Annotated in this window: 24 protein-coding genes; 20 read left to right on the forward strand and 4 right to left on the reverse strand. The window is 31.4% G+C overall.

Annotation, left to right across the window (positions count from 1 at the left end; all coding sequences use genetic code 11):
* Positions 1-123 precede the first annotated feature (123 nt).
* Genes mltG through dapF form a run of 3 tightly spaced genes read right to left on the reverse strand, consistent with a single transcriptional unit; the run spans position 124 to position 2,445 of the window.
* Complete coding sequence (mltG, locus tag VBY68_RS10730) at positions 124-1,152, reverse strand: endolytic transglycosylase MltG (RefSeq protein ID WP_415269717.1); 1,029 nt, start codon at positions 1,150-1,152, stop codon at positions 124-126.
* Positions 1,145-1,669 carry a GNAT family N-acetyltransferase gene (locus VBY68_RS10735; RefSeq protein WP_415269718.1) on the reverse strand — a complete coding sequence of 175 codons (525 nt, stop codon included), beginning with the start codon at positions 1,667-1,669 and terminating at the stop codon, positions 1,145-1,147. The genes mltG and VBY68_RS10735 overlap by 8 nt, the downstream gene beginning before the upstream one ends.
* Complete coding sequence (gene dapF / locus VBY68_RS10740) at positions 1,669-2,445, reverse strand: diaminopimelate epimerase (RefSeq protein ID WP_415269719.1); 777 nt, start codon at positions 2,443-2,445, stop codon at positions 1,669-1,671. The genes VBY68_RS10735 and dapF overlap by 1 nt, the downstream gene beginning before the upstream one ends.
* A gap of 136 nt (positions 2,446-2,581) precedes the next feature.
* On the opposite strand from dapF, the gene VBY68_RS10745 reads away from it, so the two are divergent.
* The 8 genes from VBY68_RS10745 (at position 2,582) to VBY68_RS10780 (ending at position 10,684) form a co-directional block, all read left to right on the forward strand.
* Positions 2,582-3,970, forward strand: coding sequence for a trypsin-like peptidase domain-containing protein (locus VBY68_RS10745; RefSeq protein WP_415269720.1), 1,389 nt, complete (start codon positions 2,582-2,584; stop codon positions 3,968-3,970).
* 153 nt (positions 3,971-4,123) lie between these two features.
* Positions 4,124-5,566, forward strand: coding sequence for a glyceraldehyde-3-phosphate dehydrogenase (locus VBY68_RS10750; protein WP_415269721.1), 1,443 nt, complete (start codon positions 4,124-4,126; stop codon positions 5,564-5,566).
* Between the two features lie 98 nt (positions 5,567-5,664).
* Positions 5,665-6,027 carry a hypothetical protein gene (locus VBY68_RS10755; protein WP_415269722.1) on the forward strand — a complete coding sequence of 121 codons (363 nt, stop codon included), beginning with the start codon at positions 5,665-5,667 and terminating at the stop codon, positions 6,025-6,027.
* 132 nt (positions 6,028-6,159) lie between these two features.
* Positions 6,160-6,723 carry a hypothetical protein gene (locus VBY68_RS10760; RefSeq protein ID WP_124590847.1) on the forward strand — a complete coding sequence of 188 codons (564 nt, stop codon included), beginning with the start codon at positions 6,160-6,162 and terminating at the stop codon, positions 6,721-6,723.
* A 4-nt stretch (positions 6,724-6,727) separates the two neighbouring features.
* A complete protein-coding gene (ligA, locus tag VBY68_RS10765; RefSeq protein WP_415269723.1) occupies positions 6,728-8,725 on the forward strand; it encodes an NAD-dependent DNA ligase LigA in 1,998 nt (665 codons plus the stop codon).
* Positions 8,726-8,754: 29 nt separating this feature from the next.
* Complete coding sequence (locus VBY68_RS10770) at positions 8,755-9,417, forward strand: hypothetical protein (RefSeq protein ID WP_415269724.1); 663 nt, start codon at positions 8,755-8,757, stop codon at positions 9,415-9,417.
* 88 nt (positions 9,418-9,505) lie between these two features.
* The gene (locus VBY68_RS10775; RefSeq protein WP_415269725.1) at positions 9,506-10,162 is read left to right on the forward strand and encodes a lysoplasmalogenase; all 657 of its coding nucleotides are present in this window, start codon (positions 9,506-9,508) and stop codon (positions 10,160-10,162) included.
* Between the two features lie 63 nt (positions 10,163-10,225).
* A complete protein-coding gene (locus VBY68_RS10780; RefSeq protein WP_415269726.1) occupies positions 10,226-10,684 on the forward strand; it encodes a GyrI-like domain-containing protein in 459 nt (152 codons plus the stop codon).
* A gap of 44 nt (positions 10,685-10,728) precedes the next feature.
* Here the strand turns inward: VBY68_RS10780 and VBY68_RS10785 are convergent, their stop codons facing one another.
* A complete protein-coding gene (locus VBY68_RS10785; RefSeq protein ID WP_415269727.1) occupies positions 10,729-11,118 on the reverse strand; it encodes a DoxX family membrane protein in 390 nt (129 codons plus the stop codon).
* A gap of 75 nt (positions 11,119-11,193) precedes the next feature.
* Here VBY68_RS10785 and VBY68_RS10790 point away from each other — a divergent pair, with 75 nt between their 5' ends.
* The 12 genes from VBY68_RS10790 to VBY68_RS10845 all read left to right on the forward strand — a co-directional run bounded on the left by VBY68_RS10790 (position 11,194) and on the right by VBY68_RS10845 (position 22,116).
* Positions 11,194-12,267, forward strand: coding sequence for an esterase-like activity of phytase family protein (locus VBY68_RS10790; RefSeq protein WP_415269728.1), 1,074 nt, complete (start codon positions 11,194-11,196; stop codon positions 12,265-12,267).
* A 29-nt stretch (positions 12,268-12,296) separates the two neighbouring features.
* Positions 12,297-12,809: a DUF6913 domain-containing protein gene (locus VBY68_RS10795; RefSeq protein ID WP_121147149.1), complete on the forward strand. Its 513-nt coding sequence runs from the start codon at positions 12,297-12,299 to the stop codon at positions 12,807-12,809.
* Positions 12,809-13,684, forward strand: coding sequence for a 4-hydroxy-tetrahydrodipicolinate synthase (gene dapA / locus VBY68_RS10800; RefSeq protein WP_415269729.1), 876 nt, complete (start codon positions 12,809-12,811; stop codon positions 13,682-13,684). The genes VBY68_RS10795 and dapA overlap by 1 nt, the downstream gene beginning before the upstream one ends.
* A gap of 101 nt (positions 13,685-13,785) precedes the next feature.
* A complete protein-coding gene (locus VBY68_RS10805; RefSeq protein ID WP_099216412.1) occupies positions 13,786-14,301 on the forward strand; it encodes a ferritin in 516 nt (171 codons plus the stop codon).
* 131 nt (positions 14,302-14,432) lie between these two features.
* A complete protein-coding gene (locus tag VBY68_RS10810; protein WP_237270976.1) occupies positions 14,433-15,245 on the forward strand; it encodes an outer membrane protein assembly factor BamD in 813 nt (270 codons plus the stop codon).
* 3 nt (positions 15,246-15,248) lie between these two features.
* A complete protein-coding gene (locus VBY68_RS10815; RefSeq protein WP_099216414.1) occupies positions 15,249-15,569 on the forward strand; it encodes a DNA-directed RNA polymerase subunit omega in 321 nt (106 codons plus the stop codon).
* Between the two features lies 1 nt (position 15,570).
* Positions 15,571-16,782 carry a bifunctional phosphopantothenoylcysteine decarboxylase/phosphopantothenate--cysteine ligase CoaBC gene (gene coaBC / locus VBY68_RS10820; RefSeq protein ID WP_415269730.1) on the forward strand — a complete coding sequence of 404 codons (1,212 nt, stop codon included), beginning with the start codon at positions 15,571-15,573 and terminating at the stop codon, positions 16,780-16,782.
* Positions 16,775-17,665, forward strand: a complete 891-nt coding sequence (gene porD, locus VBY68_RS10825) for a type IX secretion system protein PorD (RefSeq protein ID WP_415269731.1) — start codon at positions 16,775-16,777, stop codon at positions 17,663-17,665. The genes coaBC and porD overlap by 8 nt, the downstream gene beginning before the upstream one ends.
* Positions 17,666-17,794: 129 nt before the next feature.
* Entirely contained in the window at positions 17,795-19,447 is a 1,653-nt protein-coding gene (gene recN, locus VBY68_RS10830; RefSeq protein ID WP_415269732.1) for a DNA repair protein RecN, read from the forward strand.
* Between the two features lie 50 nt (positions 19,448-19,497).
* Positions 19,498-20,310 carry an enoyl-ACP reductase FabI gene (locus tag VBY68_RS10835; RefSeq protein WP_099216418.1) on the forward strand — a complete coding sequence of 271 codons (813 nt, stop codon included), beginning with the start codon at positions 19,498-19,500 and terminating at the stop codon, positions 20,308-20,310.
* A gap of 72 nt (positions 20,311-20,382) precedes the next feature.
* On the forward strand, positions 20,383-21,156 hold the full coding sequence (locus tag VBY68_RS10840) for a DUF3050 domain-containing protein (protein WP_415269733.1): 774 nt from the start codon (positions 20,383-20,385) through the stop codon (positions 21,154-21,156).
* Positions 21,157-21,162: 6 nt separating this feature from the next.
* Positions 21,163-22,116, forward strand: coding sequence for a glycosyltransferase family 2 protein (locus VBY68_RS10845; RefSeq protein WP_415269734.1), 954 nt, complete (start codon positions 21,163-21,165; stop codon positions 22,114-22,116).
* The last annotated feature ends 42 nt before the right edge of the window (positions 22,117-22,158 follow it).

Here is a 22,158-nt window from a genome sequence, read left to right on the forward strand (position 1 = left end):
TTTAACTATTGATAATTAAGTTGTTTTCCTGTGTTTTTTTTAGGTAAAAAACAAAAATATTTATCTTTTATTGGTTTTTTGGTAATGTTTTGATGAAATTGGTAAGAATAAAATTTTGTTAATTTATCTCTTTATCCCTTGTTGATTTATCCATTGTTGATATTTCACTGCATTTCTATTATGCTGTGCTAAAGAGTTAGCAAATTCATGAAAACCAATCTTATCAACACTTGCACACATATAGTAATAATTGTGTTTTTGATGGTTTAAAACAGCGTCAATAGATGAAATATCTGGCATTGCAATTAGAGTAGGAGGAAGCCCTGTGTTTTTATAAGTATTGTAAGGAGAGTCTATTACTAAATCTTTGTTTAAAACTCTTTTTACAACAAAATCTTGTCCTTTAATTTCTTTAATAGCGTATATAACTGTTGGGTCAGCTTGTAAAGGCCAATTATCTTTTAATCTATTTAAATACAAACCAGCAACAATAGGGCGCTCTACTTTTTTAGCTGTTTCTTTCTGAACGATAGAAGCTAGAGTAATTACTTCTTCTTTTGAAAGGTTTAGCTTTTTAGCTTTGTCTAATCTAGCAGAAGTCCAAAAACGATTGTATTCGCGCAACATTTTATCACGGAAATTTTCAGCAGAAGTATTCCAATAAAACTCATAGCTATTAGGGATGTACATTCCCAATGCAGATTTTTTAGAAAACTTATTGGTAGCTAAAAAAGAAGGATCTTGCATAGCTTGTAATAAAGCAATAGAGTCTGCTTCAATTTGTTTAGCAATTCTTCCTGCTAATTTTTCTAAGGTATCTTGATTATTGAATGATAAAGTAATTGGTGTTTGATTTCCACTACGTAAAAGGTTAACAACATCATTCATGTTCATCCCTTTTTTTAGTAAATATTTTCCACCTTTAGGTTTGGTGAATTTTTTCTTTTCTGCAACCCAAACAAAATTTTCAGGATGTTTAACAAATTCAGTAAGTTGTTTTTTTACATCTATAAAAGAAGCATTAGAACCTATATATATAGCCCCGTCTTTAGTAACTGCTTTACCAAATATTTTTTGATAGTAGTTAAATCCAATAATTCCACCAATTAAAAAAATGGCGGCAATACCTCCTAAAATAATTTTCTTATTCATTTATTAATTGAAATAATAGTTCGTCTTTATATGTTCCGTTGTAAAAAATCCAATCTTTCTTAATTCCAATTTGCTTAAAATTTTGTTTTTCAAAAAGATGTAAGCTATTGGTGTTATTATTAGTAATATTTGCATACAATTGATGTAAATGCAAATGTGTAAAGCAATAGTTAATTAGTAATTGTAAAGCTTCAGAGGCAAATCCCTTCTGCTGAAAGTCAGGATGGATCAAAATTCCAATACCAGCTCTTTTATGTTGTGGATTAAAATCAAACAAATCTATCATACCGATAGATTTACCAGTCGATTTTTTATCAATAACTAATCGTAACTGTTTAGCTTCAAAAATATCTAAGTGAGCGTTTTCTAAATATTGTTTCAATAAAAATTTAGAAAATGGAGCTTGTGTATGACTTACTTCCCAAAAAGACTCATTGTTTTCAATTTGAAATAAAAACTCTAAGTCTTCAGGTTCTAAAGCTCTTAACTTGATATGTGTTCCAGTTAACGTATGCACTAAATATTTATTTTACCTTTAAATACAAAAGTAGCTGGTCCTTTTAAAAAGACCTCAGAATAGATTCCGTTTTGTTCATTAAAAGAAACTTCTAATTCTCCTCCCTCAACAGGTAAAATAATAGAAGAACTATTTGTTTTTTGAGTTGCATGCATGGCTATGGCAACGGCAGTAACACCGGTACCACAAGCTAAAGTTTCATCTTCAACTCCTCGTTCGTAGGTACGTACTTTAAAAGTGTTGTTAGCTATTTGTTCTACAAAGTTAACATTACTTCCTTCAGTACCATAAATCTCATTCCTAATTTCTTTTCCGTTTGAAAAGACATCATAATTTGCAAGATCGTTTACCAACTGAACATGGTGTGGAGATCCTGTGTTGGTAAAAACGTATTTGTCAAAAATATTCACCTTGTCAACATCAATCATTTGTAAAGAAACAAGGTTGTTAGAAATAGAGGCATGATGTAATCCATCAATAGCAATAAAAGTAGTTTCGGTTTCGAAAAGTCCAAGTTTATGAGCAAAAGCTACAATACAACGACCTCCATTACCGCACATAGTACTTTCATTACCATCAGAGTTATAATATACCATCTTAAAATCGGTGGTATTATCTTCTTCAAGTAGGATAAGACCATCAGCTCCGATACCGAAATGTCTATCACATAATTTTGCAATTATGTCAGTTTTATTTTTTGGAAAGGTTTTTGAACGATTATCAATCATGATAAAATCGTTACCAGTTCCTTGGTATTTGTAAAATTCTAAATCCATAATAATGGGCAAAGATACATATTTTATGAAGGAAAGAGGACTGTTAAATAGCGGTTAAAATCAGTTAAATAGAAGTTAAACACATTTACTTGAAATGTTAAAATTGTATATTTGGAGTATAAAATTTTGTAAGCATATGAAGAAAATTATTGGAACTTTAGGAATTGCGATTTTAGGAGGCGCAATAGCACTTGCAGGATATAAAACATTGATTGAAGAACCGCAAGTGATTGTAGAGAAATCGGTAGAACCAACAATGCAGACCGTAAAGGCAAGCTATACGCCAACAGTAATAAACTCAACATCAATACCAACCGATTTTACAGAAGCAGCCGATAAAACAGTACATGCGGTGGTGCATGTTAAAAACACCTCAATAAGAACACAACAAAACCCGTTAGCAGAATTATTTTATGGTAGAGGAAGTGGAACGAGAAAGTATCAACAAGTAGGTACAGGAAGCGGTGTAATTATTTCTCCTGACGGGTATATTGTAACTAATAATCATGTAATTGAAGGAGCAAGCGATATTGAAATTACGTTGAATAATCAAAAAAAGTTAAAAGCAACTTTAATTGGAGCAGATAAAAGTAACGATATCGCTCTGTTGAAAGTAGAGGCTGACTTTGAATTGCCTAATTTACCTTTTGGAAACTCAGATAATATTAAAGTAGGAGAATGGGTCTTAGCAGTAGGAAATCCATATAATTTAACATCTACTGTTACTGCAGGTATTGTAAGTGCAAAAGGACGTGATTTGGATGGAAACACAAATATAGACTCGTTTATTCAGACAGATGCAGCTGTAAATCCAGGGAATAGTGGAGGAGCGTTGGTAAATACACGAGGTGAGTTAATAGGAATTAATACAGCTATTTCATCAAGAACTGGTTCTTTTATAGGATATTCGTTTGCAGTGCCGTCAAACATAGCTAAAAAAGTAGTAGATGATTTGTTAGAGTTTGGAGCGGTACAACAAGCTGTTTTAGGAATTAGTATAGATCCAGAAACAAAAGATATTGAAGGAGTAAAAATAGGAGAAGTTTTAGAAGAAGGAGGTGCTAAAAAAGCTGGATTAAAAGAAGGAGATGTTATTATGAAAGTAAACAATGTGAAGATTTCTAAGTTCTCAGACTTGAAAGGACAGTTAACAGCAAAAAGACCTGGAGAATACGTGAATGTAATAATTGACAGGGATGGAGAAGAGCTTACCAAAGTAGTTAAATTAACTAAACTTATAAAGCTGCCTGTAAGTAGAGTTTTAGAAACCGAGTTTGAAGATCTTACAAAAGAAGATAGAAAAAAGTTTAATTTGGACGGAGGAGCAAAGATAAAGAGTACTCAAAATATGGCATTCAAACAGTTTGAAGTTGGAAAAGGGTATATTTTAACTAAAGTTAACGGAAAGAAAGTTATGTCAGCAAAAGAAGCCGTTACTATGTTAGATAGTGTATACGGAAGTGGAAATAGACTTTTGTTAGAAATGGTTAGTCCTTCGGGTCAAATAGAAAGATTTAGATACTAGTAAAAGGTTAAAAAACTCTAGAATATATATACTTAAAGAAAAAGCCTTGTTAAAATCGTTTTAACAAGGCTTTTTCTTTTATAAAACCAACAAAAAATAAAGAAGAAATACCTATTTTTGCACAAATTTTTTAATTTTAGTTAACACACAACTATGTCAACAATAACAAATTACGAAAAAGAAGTAGTAAATCAAGCGCAAGTTCGAAGAGCTACGGTTGAGTTTATTAATATCGTTAACGATTTATGGTACGATAAATCTATCGAGTTAGTATTATTTAGAAATCCATTAGTAGATAAAAGAGCTAGTGAGGTTTTAAACTTAATCGATTACGCTAAAGAGTTTGTAGCGAAGCCAATAACAATAGAAGATGCTTTAGAAATAGCTAAAGCAATTCAATCGATTGATTTACCACCATCAAAATTAGATATTGGTAAATTAGCTTACGAATTTCACTTACAAGATGATGCATCAGCAGACAAGGTAGCTTTTGTAAAAGAGCAATTAAAAGATGCAACTGAAGCAGAAAACATTCAACCAAAAGATGTAGTATTATACGGTTTTGGACGTATTGGTCGTTTACTAGCTCGTGAGTTGAGTAGTAAGATGGGTAAAGGTTCTCAATTAAGATTAAGAGCAGTAGTTACTCGTGGTAAAATAGATCAAACAGTATTAGAAAAAAGAGCTTCTTTATTAAGTGTAGACTCTGTTCATGGAGATTTCTTAGGAACAGTTCAAGTAGACGCTGATAACAATGCATTAATCATTAACGGTACAACTGTTCATATGATTTCTGCTGCGCAACCTGAAGATATTGACTATACGCAATATGGAATTAACGATGCGTTAATTATTGATAACACAGGAGCTTTTAGAGATGAAGAAGCATTAAGCCGTCACTTAAAAGCAAAAGGAGCAAGTAAAGTATTATTAACAGCTCCAGGAGCAGGTGTTCCTAACATTGTACACGGAGTAAATCATGAAGAAAATAATCCTGATAATATAGATATTTTCTCAGCAGCTTCATGTACAACTAATGCTATTACACCAGTATTAAGTGTGTTAGAAGAAAACTTCGGAATTAAAAAAGGACACTTAGAAACAATTCATGCATATACAAACGATCAAAATTTAGTTGATAATATGCATAAGAAATACCGTAGAGGTAGAGCAGCTGCTTTAAATATGGTAATTACCGAAACAGGAGCAGGTAAAGCAGTAGCAAAAGCATTGCCAGCATTAGCAGGTAAGTTAACTTCAAGTGCTATTCGTGTACCAGTACCTAACGGGTCATTAGCAATCTTAAACTTACAATTAAAAACTCCAGCAACAGTTGAATCTGTTAACGCTATTATGAAACAATACGCGTTAGAAGGAGATTTAGTAGAGCAAATTCAATACTCATTAAGTAATGAATTAGTATCTTCTGATATTGTAGGAACAACAGCTCCTTCTATTTTTGATAGTAAAGCAACTATTGCAGATGGAGATACGATTGTAATCTACGTATGGTATGATAACGAGTATGGTTACTCACACCAAGTAATGCGTTTAGCAAAGCATATTGCTAAAGTACGTCGTTATACTTATTATTAAAATAAAGTTAAAAACAGATAAAAAAAGCCGAAGCATTGATTTGCTTCGGCTTTTTTGCTATATTTGACTAAGAGTAACCCCTTAAATATGTCCCCTCAATGAAAAAAGTAATAACATTACTGTTCCTACTACTTGGCATTACTTCGCTAAGTTATTCTCAAGAATTAAAAACACTAGTTTCTGGAAAATGGTTTGTAGATTCAATGAAAATTGGAAATGAAAAATTTGAGTTCTTAGATGGAAAGAACTGGCTAGAGTTAAGTTCTGATGGAAAATATCAGGTTATGATGAGTAATAAAGAAGAAAGAGGAACATGGAAGTTAATTACAGATACAAATGAGCTAGAGTTTGACAATGAAAGCTTTGAAGAAAATTTAAAAATTGAAAAAATTAGCGAAACAATGTTATTAGTTTCAGCAAGAAATAAAGAAACCATCTATACTATGTGGTTAAAAAAATAAACTATCATACATAGTTTGTTTTTTAACGACCGAGGTAAGGGATTGCCTCGGTTTTTTTATTTAAGTAGATCCTATTTTACTTATACTACTCATAAATCTTTTCCTTAAATTAGCGTCAAAAAATAAGATTAAATGAGGGCAGTACTTACACCAATATTATTGCTATTTGCAGCATTAACAACAAGCGCACAATCCAAATTACCATATTACGAAATACCAGAAGAAGCTGAAGAGTTTACAGCAGGAACCATTGTGAGTAGGATGATTGATGGATTAGGATTTCGTTATTACTGGGCTACAGACGGTTTAACCGAAAAAGACTTAGAGTATAAACCGAGTAAAGACGCAAAAACTACTGAAGAAACAATAGATCATGTGTTAAGTTTATCGCAAGTAATTAAAAATGCAGCATTAAAGGTTCCGCATAAAGAAGTAAAATCAGAAATGACATTTACTGAAAAGAGAAAAGCAACCTTAGAAAATTTAAAGTTAGCGAGCGATATTTTTAGAAAAAGCACAGATGTATCGCAGCACAAAATAATTTTTGGAGATAAAAAACATCCAATATGGAATGCTATTAATGGACCTATTGCTGATGCTATTTGGCACGCAGGTCAGTTAGCCTCATTTAGAAGAGCCTCAGGAAACCCAATCAATTCAAAAATCAATCATTTTACAGGTACCGTTAGAAAATAATTTAATGACAGTTAAGGAGAAGATACAACAGTTAAGAGAAGAGTTACATACACATAATCACAGTTACTATGTGTTGGATGCACCAACTATATCAGATTATGAGTTTGATATTAAATTAAAAGAGCTTCAGCAGTTAGAAGATGAGAATCCAGAATATTTCGATCCAAATTCACCAACGCAACGAGTAGGAGGAGAAGTTACTAAAAACTTTGAAACCGTTACCCACAAGCATAGAATGTATTCATTAGATAATTCATACTCTAAAGAAGATTTGTTAGATTGGGAAAAGCGCGTTCAGAAAATTTTAGGAACCGATCAAGTCGAATATACTTGTGAGTTAAAATATGATGGAGCTTCTATTAATCTTACCTATGAAAATGGACAATTTGTACAAGCAGTAACACGTGGAGATGGATTTCAAGGAGATAACGTAACAACTAATATTCGCACCATAAAATCTATTCCATTATTACCAAATAATGACTTTGTTTCTGATTTTGAAATGCGAGGAGAAATCATTTTACCGTTAGAAGGATTTCACAAAATGAATGAAGAACGTGTTGCAAATGATGATGAACCTTATAGAAATCCGCGTAATACAGCTAGTGGAAGTTTGAAGTTACAAGATAGTGCTGAAGTTGCAAAACGACCACTAGATTGTCTGTTATATCAGTTAGTAACGAGAGAACGTAAATATGCTTCACATTTTGAAAGTTTAGAAGCAGCTAGAAAAGTTGGATTTAAAATTCCAGACACAATTGTTTTAGCCAAGTCGATAGAAGAGGTGCTAAACTTTGTAAATGAATGGGATGTTAAGCGTCACACATTACCTTATGAAACAGATGGAGTAGTGGTAAAAGTAAATTCGTTTCAACAACAAGACGAACTAGGGTATACTTCAAAAGCTCCTCGCTGGGCAATTGCTTATAAATTTAAGGCAGAGCAAGTTTCAACTGTGTTAAATGAAATTACTTACCAAGTAGGTCGTACTGGAGCCATTACTCCTGTAGCAAACTTAGAACCTGTGCAATTGGCAGGAACAATTGTAAAAAGAGCTTCACTACACAACGCCGATCAAATAGCAAAGCTAGACGTACGAATAGGAGATACGGTTTTTGTAGAAAAAGGCGGAGAAATTATTCCGAAAATTATTGCTGTTGATTTAACAAAACGACCAGTAGATTCTGTTCCTACAGAGTATGCTACACATTGCCCTGAATGTAATACTGAATTAGTCAGAACTGAAGGAGATGCGAAGCATTATTGTCCGAATGAATTTGGATGTGCACCACAAATTACTGGAAGAATCAAGCATTTTATCAGTAGAAAAGCGATGGATATTGATGGCCTAGGAGGAGAAACTGTAGATTTATTGCGCAAAGAAGGACTGATAAAGAACTATGCAGACTTGTATGACTTAACAGTAGAACAAGTAATTCCGTTGGAACGAATGGCAGAAAAGTCAGCGCAAAATATGATTGAAGGAATTAAAAAATCAAAAGAAATTCCGTTTGAAAAAGTATTATTTGCGTTAGGAATTCGATTTGTAGGAGAAACTGTAGCTAAAAAGTTGGCAAAACATTTTAAATCGATAGATAACCTAATCAATGCTGATTTGGAAACATTGATTGCAGTTGATGAAATTGGTGATAGAATAGCACAAAGTATTATTGATTTTTCGAACAATTTAGGAAACATCGATTTAATTAACCGATTAAAATCGCACGGAGTTCAGTTAGAGGTCTCTGTAGAGAGCTTGGAAGGACAGACAGATAAGCTAGCAGGAAAAGTATTTGTGGTTTCAGGAGTTTTCCATCAGATGAGTAGAAGTGAACTTAAAAAAGCGATTGAAGATAACGGAGGAAAAGTATCGAGTTCTATTTCTAAAAAGACAACATATATCATTGCTGGTGATAATATGGGACCAAGTAAACTTACAAAAGCTGAAAGTTTAGGTATTCCAATTATTTCTGAACAAGATTTTATTGATATGATAGCTTAGTTTTTAATAAAATTTTATATCAACTAGTAATGAATAAATATTCAAAGTATATAGTAGCGGTTATTTGCCTAATAATAATTGTTTTTAGGATGGTTTTTCCTAAACTGACTTTTGATTTGATTTCACTTTCCCTTTTAGCTATAGGTACTTTTGCTATTTTGATTAATGAGCCTGAGAAACTATTAAAAAGAACTAAGAAAATAAAACTTGGAAGTTTTGAGCTAGAGCTAGAGGAGTTAAATAAAGAAATTAAAAAAGTAGAAGAAAGCTTATTTGTAAAAGCTGATAAAGCTATAGGGCTTGGTTCTCCTTCGATTAGAAATAATGAAGAAACGTATCAAATTACAGATGATTATTCAATGGATTTGATACGTTTATCTGTTGAGATAGAAAAAACTTTACGGATTATTTTCGAGGAACATTTTAAATTATCTGAAACAAGACCGTTATCTATTATGATAATGGTTGAGAAATTAAGAGAAGGAAATGTAATAGATTATGATACGGCAAAATCTTTACAGAAATTTTGGAAATTAAGAAATGAATTAATTCATAATCATAAATTTGAAATTAAGAAGAAAGATTTTATAGCTTTCAATGATATTGGTATTAGAGTCTTGAAAATATTGAAAGCTTTTAGAATGGGTTTTTCAGATGAAGAACAAAAGTTGCCGATATATGGTTTAGAATAAAAATACTTGTATTAAAGAATCATTAGTGGACTTTAGTATAATGAATTATATTTAAAGGAATAAGAGTTGAATTTTTTTAATAGAAAACATGACCAAACAAACTAAAATAACCCTAGCTTCTATCTTTTTTTTATTGGTTGCTATTGCTGATGTGTATGCAGTAATTACACAAAATAAAACAATAGAGATGATTTTTAAACCTTTACTAATGACATCACTAGCAGTAGTGTATTTGGTATCGGTAAAAAAGCCTAGTTTTTGGTTATTGTCAGCCTTGTTTTTTTCGTTTTGGGGTGATGTTTTCCTGCTAGATAAAACAAACTTTTTTGTGTTTGGTTTAGCCTCGTTTTTAGTAGCACATGTTGTTTATATTAAAATAACGACAAGCTTTTTGTATAAAGATTCAGTAGTTAAAATACTAACATCAGCAATTCCCTTTGTATTGTTATTTGTGGGACTCTTAGGTTTAATTTATAATAATTTAGGTGAGATGTTACTACCTGTATTGGTGTATGGAATAGCTATTTCAACATTTGGAACAGCGGCATTACTAAATTATCGTCAGCAAAAAAATACAGCGAATTCATGGTTGTTGTTAGGAGCTATTTTGTTTATTGCTTCTGATAGCCTTATAGCATTGAATAACTTTTATACACCAAAAAGGTTGTTTGATATTGCTATAATCATCCTGTATATCGTTTCTCAATACTTAATTGTTAAAGCAATCATAGCTAAAGAAAATTAAAAACTACTGACATAGGGTTGACATAGTGAGGTTTTATTTTTGTTGAAAATAAAAAAACAAAAGATGAGTACAGGACAAAATGAACCGTTTTACGTGATAGGAATTTCAGTAAGAACTTCCAATGAGAATCAACAAGCTGCAAAAGATATACCTGCTTTATGGCAGCGATTTATGTCAGAAAATATAGCTGAACAAATACCCAATAAACTTTCAAATGAAGTATATGCTGTGTATACCGATTATGAGTCAGACCATACGAAACCATATACAACAATCATAGGTTACAAAGTAAACGAGGTAGATGATATCCCAGAAGGGTTTGTGAGTAAAAAAATTGAAGCACCAAACTATAAAACATATGTAGCAAAAGGAAATTTAGCAGAGAATATAGTCTACAATAAATGGTTAGAGATTTGGAACGAAGATATAAATAGGGCATATACTTCCGATTATGAGGTGTATGGAACAAAAGCATTAGATCCAACAAATGCAGAAGTAGAAATATTTATAGGATTAAATTAATAATGAAAGGGCAGTTTTATAACTGTCCTTTTTGATTTATAAAGCTATAATTTGTTCCCAACTATTGGAATGCTTTTTCTGTTGAAAATCAATAAAATTATTCCAGAGATAAAAGTTATAATAGCGCATATAAACAAAGTACCACCATCACCATCATGCTCAATACCTAAAATGGTTAAGTGGCTCATAATTGCTCCAGTCATTAAACCTGTAGTTAGCAAAGCACCTAACCAAGTTTTTTGGGGAGTAAATAAAAGTATAGAAGCAATTAATTCAAAAACACCAGTTCCTATTCGCATATAAGCTTCATTACTTCCAGCTATTTTAGTAAATAAATTAATACTTTCTTGTGCTCCAGTAAATTTAAAAAACAATGTCTGAAGCATTATAATAGCTGCTATCAGTTTTAAAATTAAAATAATATATTTTTTCATGCTTAATTGAATCTATTAAGTTAGACGTTGCAATTTTTAATGCTTACATAAACTAAAAACAATACTTTTGTAAGTATGAAAAAAATAATACTTACTCTATCAGTTATTGGTTTATTAGCTTGTAAACAACAAAAAACAGCGCTTAAGTTTTTAGATGAATATGTGGTAAAGGATTCTTTAGTAATTGATAATACTGTTGTTGGTGGAATCTCTGGAATCGATTTTTATAATAATAATTACTACATGGTAGTGGATGATGCTACAAACCCAAGAATTTTAGTAGGAGATATTATTGTTAAAAATGATTCAATACAATCGGTAAATTTTGAAGATGTTATTATAGTAGATACTATAAGTCAGTTTACTAAAAACCATGTATTGGATTTAGAATCTGTTTTCGTAGATAAGGGAATCATAAATTTAGTAAGTGAAGGGTCTATTCAGTATAAAAAAGACCCAAGTATATTTGAAATTAATGCAGATGGAAGTTTTAAAAGTCAGGTAGAAATACCGAGTTATTTCAAAGCAACATCCAAAGCGAAGCCAAAGCATAATGGTGTTTTTGAAAGTTCTTCAAAAAGTTTTGACGGTAAAGGTTTTTGGGTAGCAATGGAAGCTCCTTTAGAAGCAGATGGAGAAGAACCAACATTTCACGAAACACAATCTCCTATTAGAATAACCTACTTTGATAACGAATCAAAAAAGGCGACGAAGCAATTTGCTTATCAATTAGAAAAAATTGATAAACCAGCTAAAGGAAATATAAACCTAAACGGAACAACAGCTATTTTAGAATATCAAAAAAATCACTTTTTCATAATTGAAAGAGCTTATCAAAGTGGTTATGAAAGCTATGGAAATGTAGTTAGAATTTTTAAAGCATCCATTAACGATGCTTCAACAAACACTTTGGAAATACAATCTTTAAAAAACGAAAAATATACGCCGTTAAAAAAAGAACTGTTATTAGATTTTAGTACTGTTAAAAATGAATTAACCGATGGGATAATAGATAACATTGAAGCGATTACATTTGGTCCAATATTACAAAACGGAAACAAATCGTTAATATTAGCGGCTGATGATAACTTTCAGTTGTATGGAAAGCAGTTAAATCAGTTTTTATTATTAGAAATTGAAGAGAAATAATATAAATTAGCTATTCGTAATTTTTACAGATGATAAGTACCCTAAAGAAAAAATCTATTCAGAAAGTATACGACAAATTAGTTGTAAAAAAAGAGAATACCCCACATAAAGAAACTAAAGTTAAAAGTGTAGCAATATTGTTAGATAATGAAGCTTTAGTAAATGTAGTAATAGCCAACTTAACAAACATTTTTCCTTTTCAAAAAGCAGATATAAGAGTACTAGTTTACAAAGAGTACTCAAAGAAAGAAGAGCCATCTACAGAGTTATTTACCGAAAAAGATTTTGGTTTCAAAGCGAGTTTAAAATCCGACAATTTAAAAGATTTCGTTAAAAACAAATATGACCTACTCATAAACTATACAAAAACGTCAAACTTATTAACGAATATGGTAACTTTGTTGTCACAAGCAGATTTTAAAGCTGGTTTTGCAGAAATTGATGACAGATTGTACGATATAGTAGTGTCTGATACTAGTTTTAACGAAGCAGTTTTAAATCAAGAATTAAAAAAATACCTAACGATTTTAAATAAAATATAATGCAAAAGTTTGTAGGAACTGGAGTAGCTTTGGTAACTCCTTTCAATGAAGATTTAAGTGTAGATTTCGAAGCACTTAAAAAGTTAGTAAATTACAATATTGAAAACGGTACAAACTATTTAGTAATAAATGGAACTACTGGAGAAAGTGCAACAATTACTAAAGAAGAAAAAATAGAAATAATAAAAGTAATTGCTGAAGAAAATAAAGGACGTTTACCTTTAGTTTTAGGAGTTGGAGGAAACAACACACAAGCTGTTGTAGAAGAATTACAATCTTTAGACTTATCTGAAATAGATGGAATTTTATCAGTAGCTCCATACTATAGTAAACCAACACAAGAAGGATTCTATCAGCACTATAAAGCGATTTCTTTAGCAAGTCCTAAGCCAATTATTATGTATAATGTTCCTGGCAGAACAGCAAAAAATATGGAGCCAGCAACAACTTTACGATTAGCAAGAGATTTTGAAAACATTGTTGCAGTTAAAGAAGCAGGAAACAATCAACAACAATACTACGAGTTGTTAAAAGATAAACCAGAAGACTTTTTAGTGATTTCTGGCGATGATGATTTGGCTGTTGGAGTAGCTTTAGCAGGCGGAGCAGGAGTTATTTCTGTAATTGGGCAAGCATTACCTAAAGAGTTTTCAAAAATGATTCAGTTAGGATTAGAAGGGAAAGCAAAAGAGGCTTACGATATACACTACAAACTAATGGATATAGTAAATCTAATTTTTGAAGAAAATAATCCTGCGGGAATTAAAGCAGTATTACAAAAATTAGGAATCTGTTTAGATGAAGTACGTTTACCATTAGTAACAGCCTCAGAAGAATTACAAACAAAAATATCAGATTTTATAGATAATCTATAAGCTGTCTAAACAAAAATAAAGAATGCAAAAGGCTACAATTTCGTTATTGTAGTCTTTTTTTAGCATCTTTGTATAAAGATGTAATTTTTAAAGTAGAAAATATGTTATCAAAAGTAATAGAGCAGGCATTAAACGACCAAATAAGAGTAGAAGCAGAGTCATCACAAGTATATTTAGCTATGGCATGTTGGGCAGAAATTCAAGGTTTTGAAGGTGTAGCACAATTTATGTATGCACATTCAGATGAAGAGCGTATGCACATGTTAAAATTAATAAAGTTTGTAAATGAACGTGGCGGACACGCACATATTTCTGATTTAAAAGAACCACCAGCAAAGTTTGGGTCTTTTAAAGATATGTTCCAAACATTATTTGATCATGAGGTAATGGTATCTAAATCAATAAACGATTTAGTACATATTACATTACAAGAAAAAGATTATGCAACCCATAACTTTTTACAATGGTATGTATCTGAGCAAATAGAAGAAGAAGCATTGGCACGCAACATTTTAGATAAAATTAACCTAATTGGAGACGATAAGGGAGGATTGTATTTATTTGATAACGATGTAAAGCAAATAGTAGCTCAATCTGCTGCTGGAGCTCAGCAATAAGATTAACAAACATTTAGGAGTTCTTTGGAAAAATTATAACAGATTTTGTAGTTTCTTGTTAATCTCATTTATGAGATAAAAAATCGTTTTAATAATCCATAATTAATCACTAATTTTGCCAGATGCAAAAAATGAAAAATCTAGCGTATATTGCTGTAATGCTTTTAGTACTTTCTTCATGTGGAGAATATCAAAAAGTATTGAATAAAGGAACTGTAGAAGAACAATACAAAATGGCTGTAAAAATGTACGAAGCTCAAAAGTACAGTAAAGCCTTACGTTTGTTTGAAAAAATTACACCATCATACAGAGGGAAACCTCAAATGGAGCGTATTCAATTTATGGTTTCTCAATCTAACTTTAATGAGAAAAATTATGGGTTAGCAGGATATTACTTTAATAGATTTACAGGAAATTATCCAAAAAGTTCAAAAAGAGAAGAAGCAGCTTTTTTATCAGCTTTAAGCTATTACAAAGCAGCACCTAGTTATAGTTTAGACCCAACGGATACAAACAAAGCGTTAGAGGCTTTCCAAAAATTTATTGATAATTATCCAGATTCAGATAAGATAGAAGAAGCTAACAAGTATCATGCGGAGTTAAGAGCAAAACTTGAAAAGAAATCTTTTGAAATAGCAAAAACATATTATAGAACTGCTGATTATGACTCTAGAAATTATAAAGCGGCTATTGTAGCTTTTGATAATTTATTAGAAGATTATTTAGGAACTAAGTATAAAGAAGAAGCTTTATACTACCGTTTAAAAGCAGCGCATGATTTTGCAATGAAAAGTACGCAACGTAGAAAAGCAGAAAGAATTAAAGAAGCAGTCAAAGCGTACGATAAATTAAAAAGAAACTTTCCTGAATCAAAATTCATGGAAGAGTCAAACGAAATGCTAGCAGCATTAAACAAAGAACAAGAACAATTAGCTAAAAGTTAAAAAATGGATTATAAAGAAACGAAAGCGCCGTTAAGTACTATAACTTATAATAAAGAAGCTATCGAGGCTCCAACGCATAATATTTATGAAGCTATTTCTATCATAGCAAAGAGAGCTACACAAATTAATTCTGATTTAAAAAAGGAATTAGTTGATAAGTTAGATGAGTTTGCTACTTATAACGATAGTTTAGAAGAAGTTTTTGAAAACAAAGAGCAAATCGAAGTTTCTAAATTTTATGAGCGTTTACCTAAGCCACATGCTATAGCTGTAGAAGAGTGGTTAAATGGTAAAGTATATTATAGAACTCCAGAGACAAAATAATATGTCTGTACTAAGCGGTAAAAAAGTTTTACTTGGTGTTACCGCCGGTATAGCGGCATACAAAACAGCGAGCTTAGTTCGCTTATTTATAAAATCAGACGCAGAAGTCAAAGTAATTATGACTCCTGCGTCTAAAGATTTTATAACACCTCTTACACTTTCCACCTTATCAAAAAATCCAGTTCATTCTACTTTTTATGATAAAGAAGATGAAAATGAATTGTGGAATAATCATGTAGATTTAGGTTTATGGGCAGATTTAATGTTAATTGCTCCAGCTACAGCAAATACCTTGTCTAAAATGACAAATGGCACATGTGATAATTTATTATTAGCAACCTATTTGTCAGCTAAATGTCCAGTGTATTTTGCACCTGCGATGGACTTAGATATGTATCAACATCCATCAACAAAAACTAGTTTAGAAAGTTTACAAAGTTTTGGAAATATATTAATTCCTGCTACTTCAGGAGAATTAGCAAGTGGGTTGGTTGGAGAAGGTCGTATGGCTGAACCAGAAGATATTGTTGACTTTATAGAAAAAGATATAGTATCTAAATTACCACTTCGTGGGAAAATGATGTTAATAACAGCAGGCCCAACCTATGAAGCGATAGATCCTGTACGTTTTATTGGAAACCACTCTTCAGGTAAAATGGGATTTGAAATAGCAAAAACAGCAGCTAATTTAGGAGCTGAGGTGTTTTTAGTAGCAGGTCCATCACATCAGCAGGTAAATCATTCTTTTATTCATAGAATAGATGTTAAGTCTGCACAAGATATGTATGAAGCATGTCATAAGTATTTTGCTGAGGTTGACATAGCTGTATTATCGGCAGCAGTTTCAGACTATCGACCAAAAAATGTAGCTACTCAAAAAATAAAAAAGAAAGAAGCAGCGTTAAGTATTGAGTTAGAACCAACTAAAGATATCTTAAAATCTCTAGGAGAAATTAAGAAAAAACAGTTGTTAGTTGGGTTTGCATTAGAAACGAACGATGAGGTACAAAACGCAAAAAGTAAGCTTACACGCAAAAATTTAGATTTTATTGTATTAAATTCGTTACGTGATAAAGGTGCTGGTTTTGCAACCGACACTAATAAAATTACAATTATTGATGCTGATTTTAATGAAAAATCGTTCGATTTAAAATCGAAAAAAGCAGTATCAAAAGATATCGTTAACGAAATAATACAAAAATTAAATGCGTAAGTTTTTCTTTATACTTTTTCTTCTTTTAGTTACTTTTTCTTCTTATTCACAAGAGTTGAATGCTACTGTAATTATCAATTCAGATAAAGTACAGAGTAGTAATAAACAAGTTTATCAAACGCTACAAAAAGCGTTAACTGAGTTTATTAATGATAAACAATGGACGAATAGAAACTTTAAGCAACAAGAACGTATAAATTGTGCATTTAACATCATTATAAATGAGCAAAACGGGAGTAATTTTTCAGCTACTTTGCAAGTACAGTCAACTAGACCTGTATATAATTCAACCTACGCTACACCTGTTTTAAACATTAATGATACAAACTTTAACTTTCGCTATAATGAGTTTGATCCGTTAATTTACAATCCAACTATCTACGAATCTAATTTAATCTCAACAATTGCTTTTTATGTGTATACAATATTAGGAGTTGACGCAGATACTTTTGCTTTAAAAGGAGGAGAGAATTACTTGAAGCAAGCAGAAAATATTATGTTGTTAGCACAGTCTAACGGAGAGTCTGGTTGGCAAAATCAAGTAGGAAAACAAAATCGATTTGCTTTAATAGACAATTTATTGTCTTCTAAATTTAGTGCCTTAAGAAGTATCTACTACAATTACCACCGTAACGGTTTCGATAATTTTGCAGATAATAAAAATTCAGCTAAAGAAGCAATTGAAAAAAGTGTTTTAGATTTAGACAAACTGCACAATATTACTATTGGTAATTATATGATTCGCGTTTTCTTAGACGCTAAAGGAGATGAAATAGTAAATGTTTTTTCTGATGGAATTGCTTCAAGAAACCAATCACAAATGATCAAGGTTTTGAATAAAATTGCTCCAACTTATAAAGATAAGTGGAAAAATCTTCAGTAAAAGGGCTTTGTTATTAAACCATTAAATACAACGTTTATAAGCTGTTGAAAAATCAATAGACTTCCTTTGTTTTAGCTTGATTTAATTCATTCAAAATCCTTACTTTTATTCTTCACAAAAGAATAGAATTTGCTTACACATTTATCTATACATAATTATGCGTTAATCAATCAGTTAACGATTGATTTTACAAAAGGTTTATCTATCATTACTGGTGAAACTGGAGCAGGAAAATCCATTTTATTAGGAGCTTTAGGTTTGGTAATGGGTAATCGTGCCGACTTATCTTCTTTAAAAGATACTGAAAAAAAGTGTATTATTGAAGCACAGTTTTCGGTAGAAGGATATGCTTTACAAGAGTTATTTGAAGAGTTAGATCTCGATTATGAACAAGAAACCATAATTCGAAGAGAAATTTTACCATCTGGTAAATCAAGAGCTTTTGTTAACGATACACCGGTTACATTATCGGTGTTAAATGCTTTGAAAACAAAGCTCATTGATATTCATTCGCAACATCAAACCATGCAGTTGTCAGATGTGTCTTTTCAATTCTCTGTTATTGATGCCTTGGCAAAAAATCAGGCTAAAATAGCATCTTATAAAAGAGGTTTGCGCACGTATAACAAATTACGAAAAGAGCTGAAAGCACTTCAAGAAGAAACTGAAAAATCAAAAGAACAATACGAGTACAACTTACACTTGTTTAATGAGCTTGAAGAAGCAAACTTAAAAGAAGGAGAGCAAGGAGTTTTAGAAGAAAAGTTAGATAAATTAAATAATATTGAAGAAATAAAGTTGAATTTATCAGAAGCTTTAGGTGTTTCGATTAATGAAGAAATAGGTATTCAAACTTTGCTAAATTCTTTAGAAGGAAGACTACAAAAGATCAGTTCTTTTTCTAAACAATATGAAGAGTTAGCGAATCGAGTAATGAGTGTGAAAATTGAATTAGATGATGTAGTTACCGAGTTAGAAAGCGCAAATGAAGAGGTAGAGTTTAATCCTAACGAAATTGAAGAGCTCAATGATAGGTTACAATTAATTTATAACCTTCAAAAGAAACATTCAGCATCAACTATAATAGAATTGCAAGAAATTCATGCATCATTATCAGAAAAGGTAGCACAAGTTGAAGATGCTGGAGGAATAGTGGCTCAAAAAGAAGGAGAAATTAAAGATGTAGCTAAAAAGTTAGATGAAGTAGCGAAGATGATCACTACTTCGAGAAATAAAGTAATTCCAAAGTTGAAAAAAGAATTAGAATATCTATTATCAGAATTAGGAATGCCAAATGCTCGTTTTGCTATTGAATTACTATCTTCAGAAGAATATTTATCAAACGGAAAAGATAACTTACAGTTTTTATTTTCAGCTAATAAAGGGGGGAACTTTGGAGAGTTAAAGAAGGTAGCATCAGGAGGGGAATTGTCTCGAATTATGTTATCTATAAAAAAAATATTATCGGAAAACATACAGTTACCAACTATTATTTTTGATGAAATTGATACTGGAGTTTCAGGAGAGGTATCTAATAAAATAGCAAAAATAATGCAAGATATGAGTGCTCACATGCAGGTAATAACCATTACACATTTACCTCAAATAGCTTCAAAAGGAGTACAGCATTATAAAGTGTTTAAAGGTGAAGAAAAAGGGGTAACAACCTCTAATTTAAAGTTATTGTCAGATGACGAACGTATTAGAGAAATAGCAGAAATGTTAAGTGGAAAAGATGTTTCTGAGAGTGCTTTAACTCATGCAAAAGAATTATTAAATTAAGAGTATATTTGCTTTTAAAACAAACAACGATAGACTAAAATATTTTAAATATGTATAATTTATTAAAAGGAAAAAAAGGAATTATTTTTGGAGCATTAGATGAAAATTCTATTGCATGGAAAGTAGCTGAACGTGCTCACGAAGAAGGAGCAGAGTTTGTATTAACCAACGCACCAATAGCAATGCGTATGGGAGGTATTAAAGATTTAGCAGCGAAGACAGGATCAGAAATTATTCCAGCTGACGCAACTTCTATGGATGATTTAAACAACTTGGTTGAAAAGTCTATGGAAATTTTAGGAGGTAAAATCGATTTCGTTTTACACTCAATCGGTATGTCAGTTAATGTACGTAAAGGACGTCATTATACAGATTCTAAATACGATTTTACAACAAAAGGATGGGACGTTTCAGCGGTGTCTTTTCATAAAGTAATGAACGTTTTATATAACAAGCAAGCCATGAATGAATGGGGAAGTATTGTTGCGTTAACTTATATGGCAGCACAACGTGTATTCCCAGATTACAATGATATGGCAGATAACAAAGCGTATTTAGAAAGTATCGCACGTAGTTTCGGATATTTCTTCGGAAGAGATCACAAAGTACGTGTAAACACAATATCTCAATCACCTACACCTACAACTGCAGGACAAGGAGTAAAAGGATTTGACGGATTTATTTCGTATGCTGAAAAAATGTCTCCATTAGGAAATGCAACAGCATTAGAATGTGCTGATTATACAATCTCATTATTCTCAGATTTAACTAAGAAAGTAACATTACAAAACTTATTCCACGATGGAGGTTTCTCTAATATGGGAGTGAGTGATGCGGTAATGGAAAGATTTACTGAAGAATAAGATCTTTATAGAAATAGAATTATAGATAAAAAGCAAATCGTTAGATTTGCTTTTTTTATTGATAGTTATAATATGAGCAATATTTTACACATTGAAAAAGAGTTAGCACCGTTAAGGAAGCAACTAAAGGAACATGAACTATATAACTCGTTAGAGCATATTGACGATGTAAAATTATTTATGGAATCGCATGTATTTGCTGTGTGGGATTTCATGTCACTATTAAAAGCGTTACAAAGAGAGCTTACCTGTGTAAAATTACCTTGGTTACCTGCTGTAAATACCAAAACGGCACGTTTTATCAATGAAATTGTTTTAGGTGAAGAAACTGATATTAATGAATTAGGAGAACCAAAGAGTCACTTTGAAATGTATATTGATGCGATGCGTCAAGCAGGAGCTAGCATTGATGAAATTTCAAACTTTATTTCAGGTATTATTGATAGAAAACCAGTTAAGGAGGCAATGCAAAATTGTTCAATTATTGAAGAAGTAAAAGACTTTGTAAACTTTTCTTTTGAAGTAATTAAAACAAATCAACCACATATTATAGCATCGAGTTTTACTTTTGGTAGAGAAGATGTAATACCAGATATGTTTTTAGAAATTGTAAAAAATACTGAAGAAAAAGAAGGAAGTTCTTACAGTAAGCTTACATATTATTTAAACAGACATATTGAATTAGATGGAGATGAACACGGACCGTTATCGTTACAAATGATAGAAGAGTTGTGTGGTGAAGATCAACAAAAGTGGGATGATGTGTTGTTTTATGCTAAGGAATCTTTGGAGAAAAGAATACAACTTTGGAATGGAATAGCTCAACAAATTAAACAAAGAGCTTAGGTTATAATGGACTTAAAGTTTTCAGTAATAGTACCTGTTTATAATCGACCACAAGAGGTTGATGAGTTGTTAGAAAGCTTAACCAAACAAGGTTTTCAAGATGATTTTGAGGTATTAATTGTTGAAGATGGTTCTGAAAATTCATCTGAAGAAATTGTAAAAAAGTACACTTCACAACTCAATCTAAACTATTTTTATAAGGAGAATAGTGGGGCAGGAGCAAGTCGTAATTATGGAATGCAAAGAGCATCAGGAAACTACTTTATTATTTTAGACTCCGATGTTATTGTTCCCCCACAATACCTTTCTGAAGTTAAAAAAGCATTAGAAGAGAATTATACAGATGCTTTTGGAGGTCCAGACGCAGCACATCCTAATTTCACAGCTTTACAAAAAGCTATTAATTATTCGATGACTTCGGTGTTAACAACTGGAGGAATTAGAGGAAAGAAAAAATCCGTAGGAAAATTTCAACCCAGAAGTTTTAATTTAGGTTTATCAAGAACTGCTTTTGAAAAAACAAATGGTTTTTCAAAGATGAAAGCTGGTGAAGACATTGATTTAACCTTTCGCCTTTGGGAGAATGGTTTTGAAACACAATTAATAGAAAAGGCTTTTGTGTACCATAAACGTAGAAGTACTATTAAGCAGTTTTTTAAGCAAACTTTTTCTTTTGGAACAGCAAGACCTATTTTAAACAAAAAATATCCTGAAACAGCAAAATTAACCTATTGGTTTCCGAGTTTATTTATTATTGGAATTGATATTGCGATTATAGCACTATTTTTTGGGTATTGGCAGTTGTTAATTTTTTATGGAGGGTATTTTACTTGTATTTTTCTAGACTCTCTAATTCAAAATAAAAACCTAAAAGTAGCTTTGTTGAGTATAGTTACGACTATTACTCAGTTTTATGGTTATGGATTAGGCTTTTTAGAATCTAAATTTCTAAAAAAATAAAAGCTCCCAATTTCTTGAGAGCCTTTTTTAATTATAATTTAG

This window comes from Tenacibaculum ascidiaceicola (genome assembly GCF_047470925.1).
Taxonomy (GTDB): domain Bacteria; phylum Bacteroidota; class Bacteroidia; order Flavobacteriales; family Flavobacteriaceae; genus Polaribacter; species Polaribacter discolor.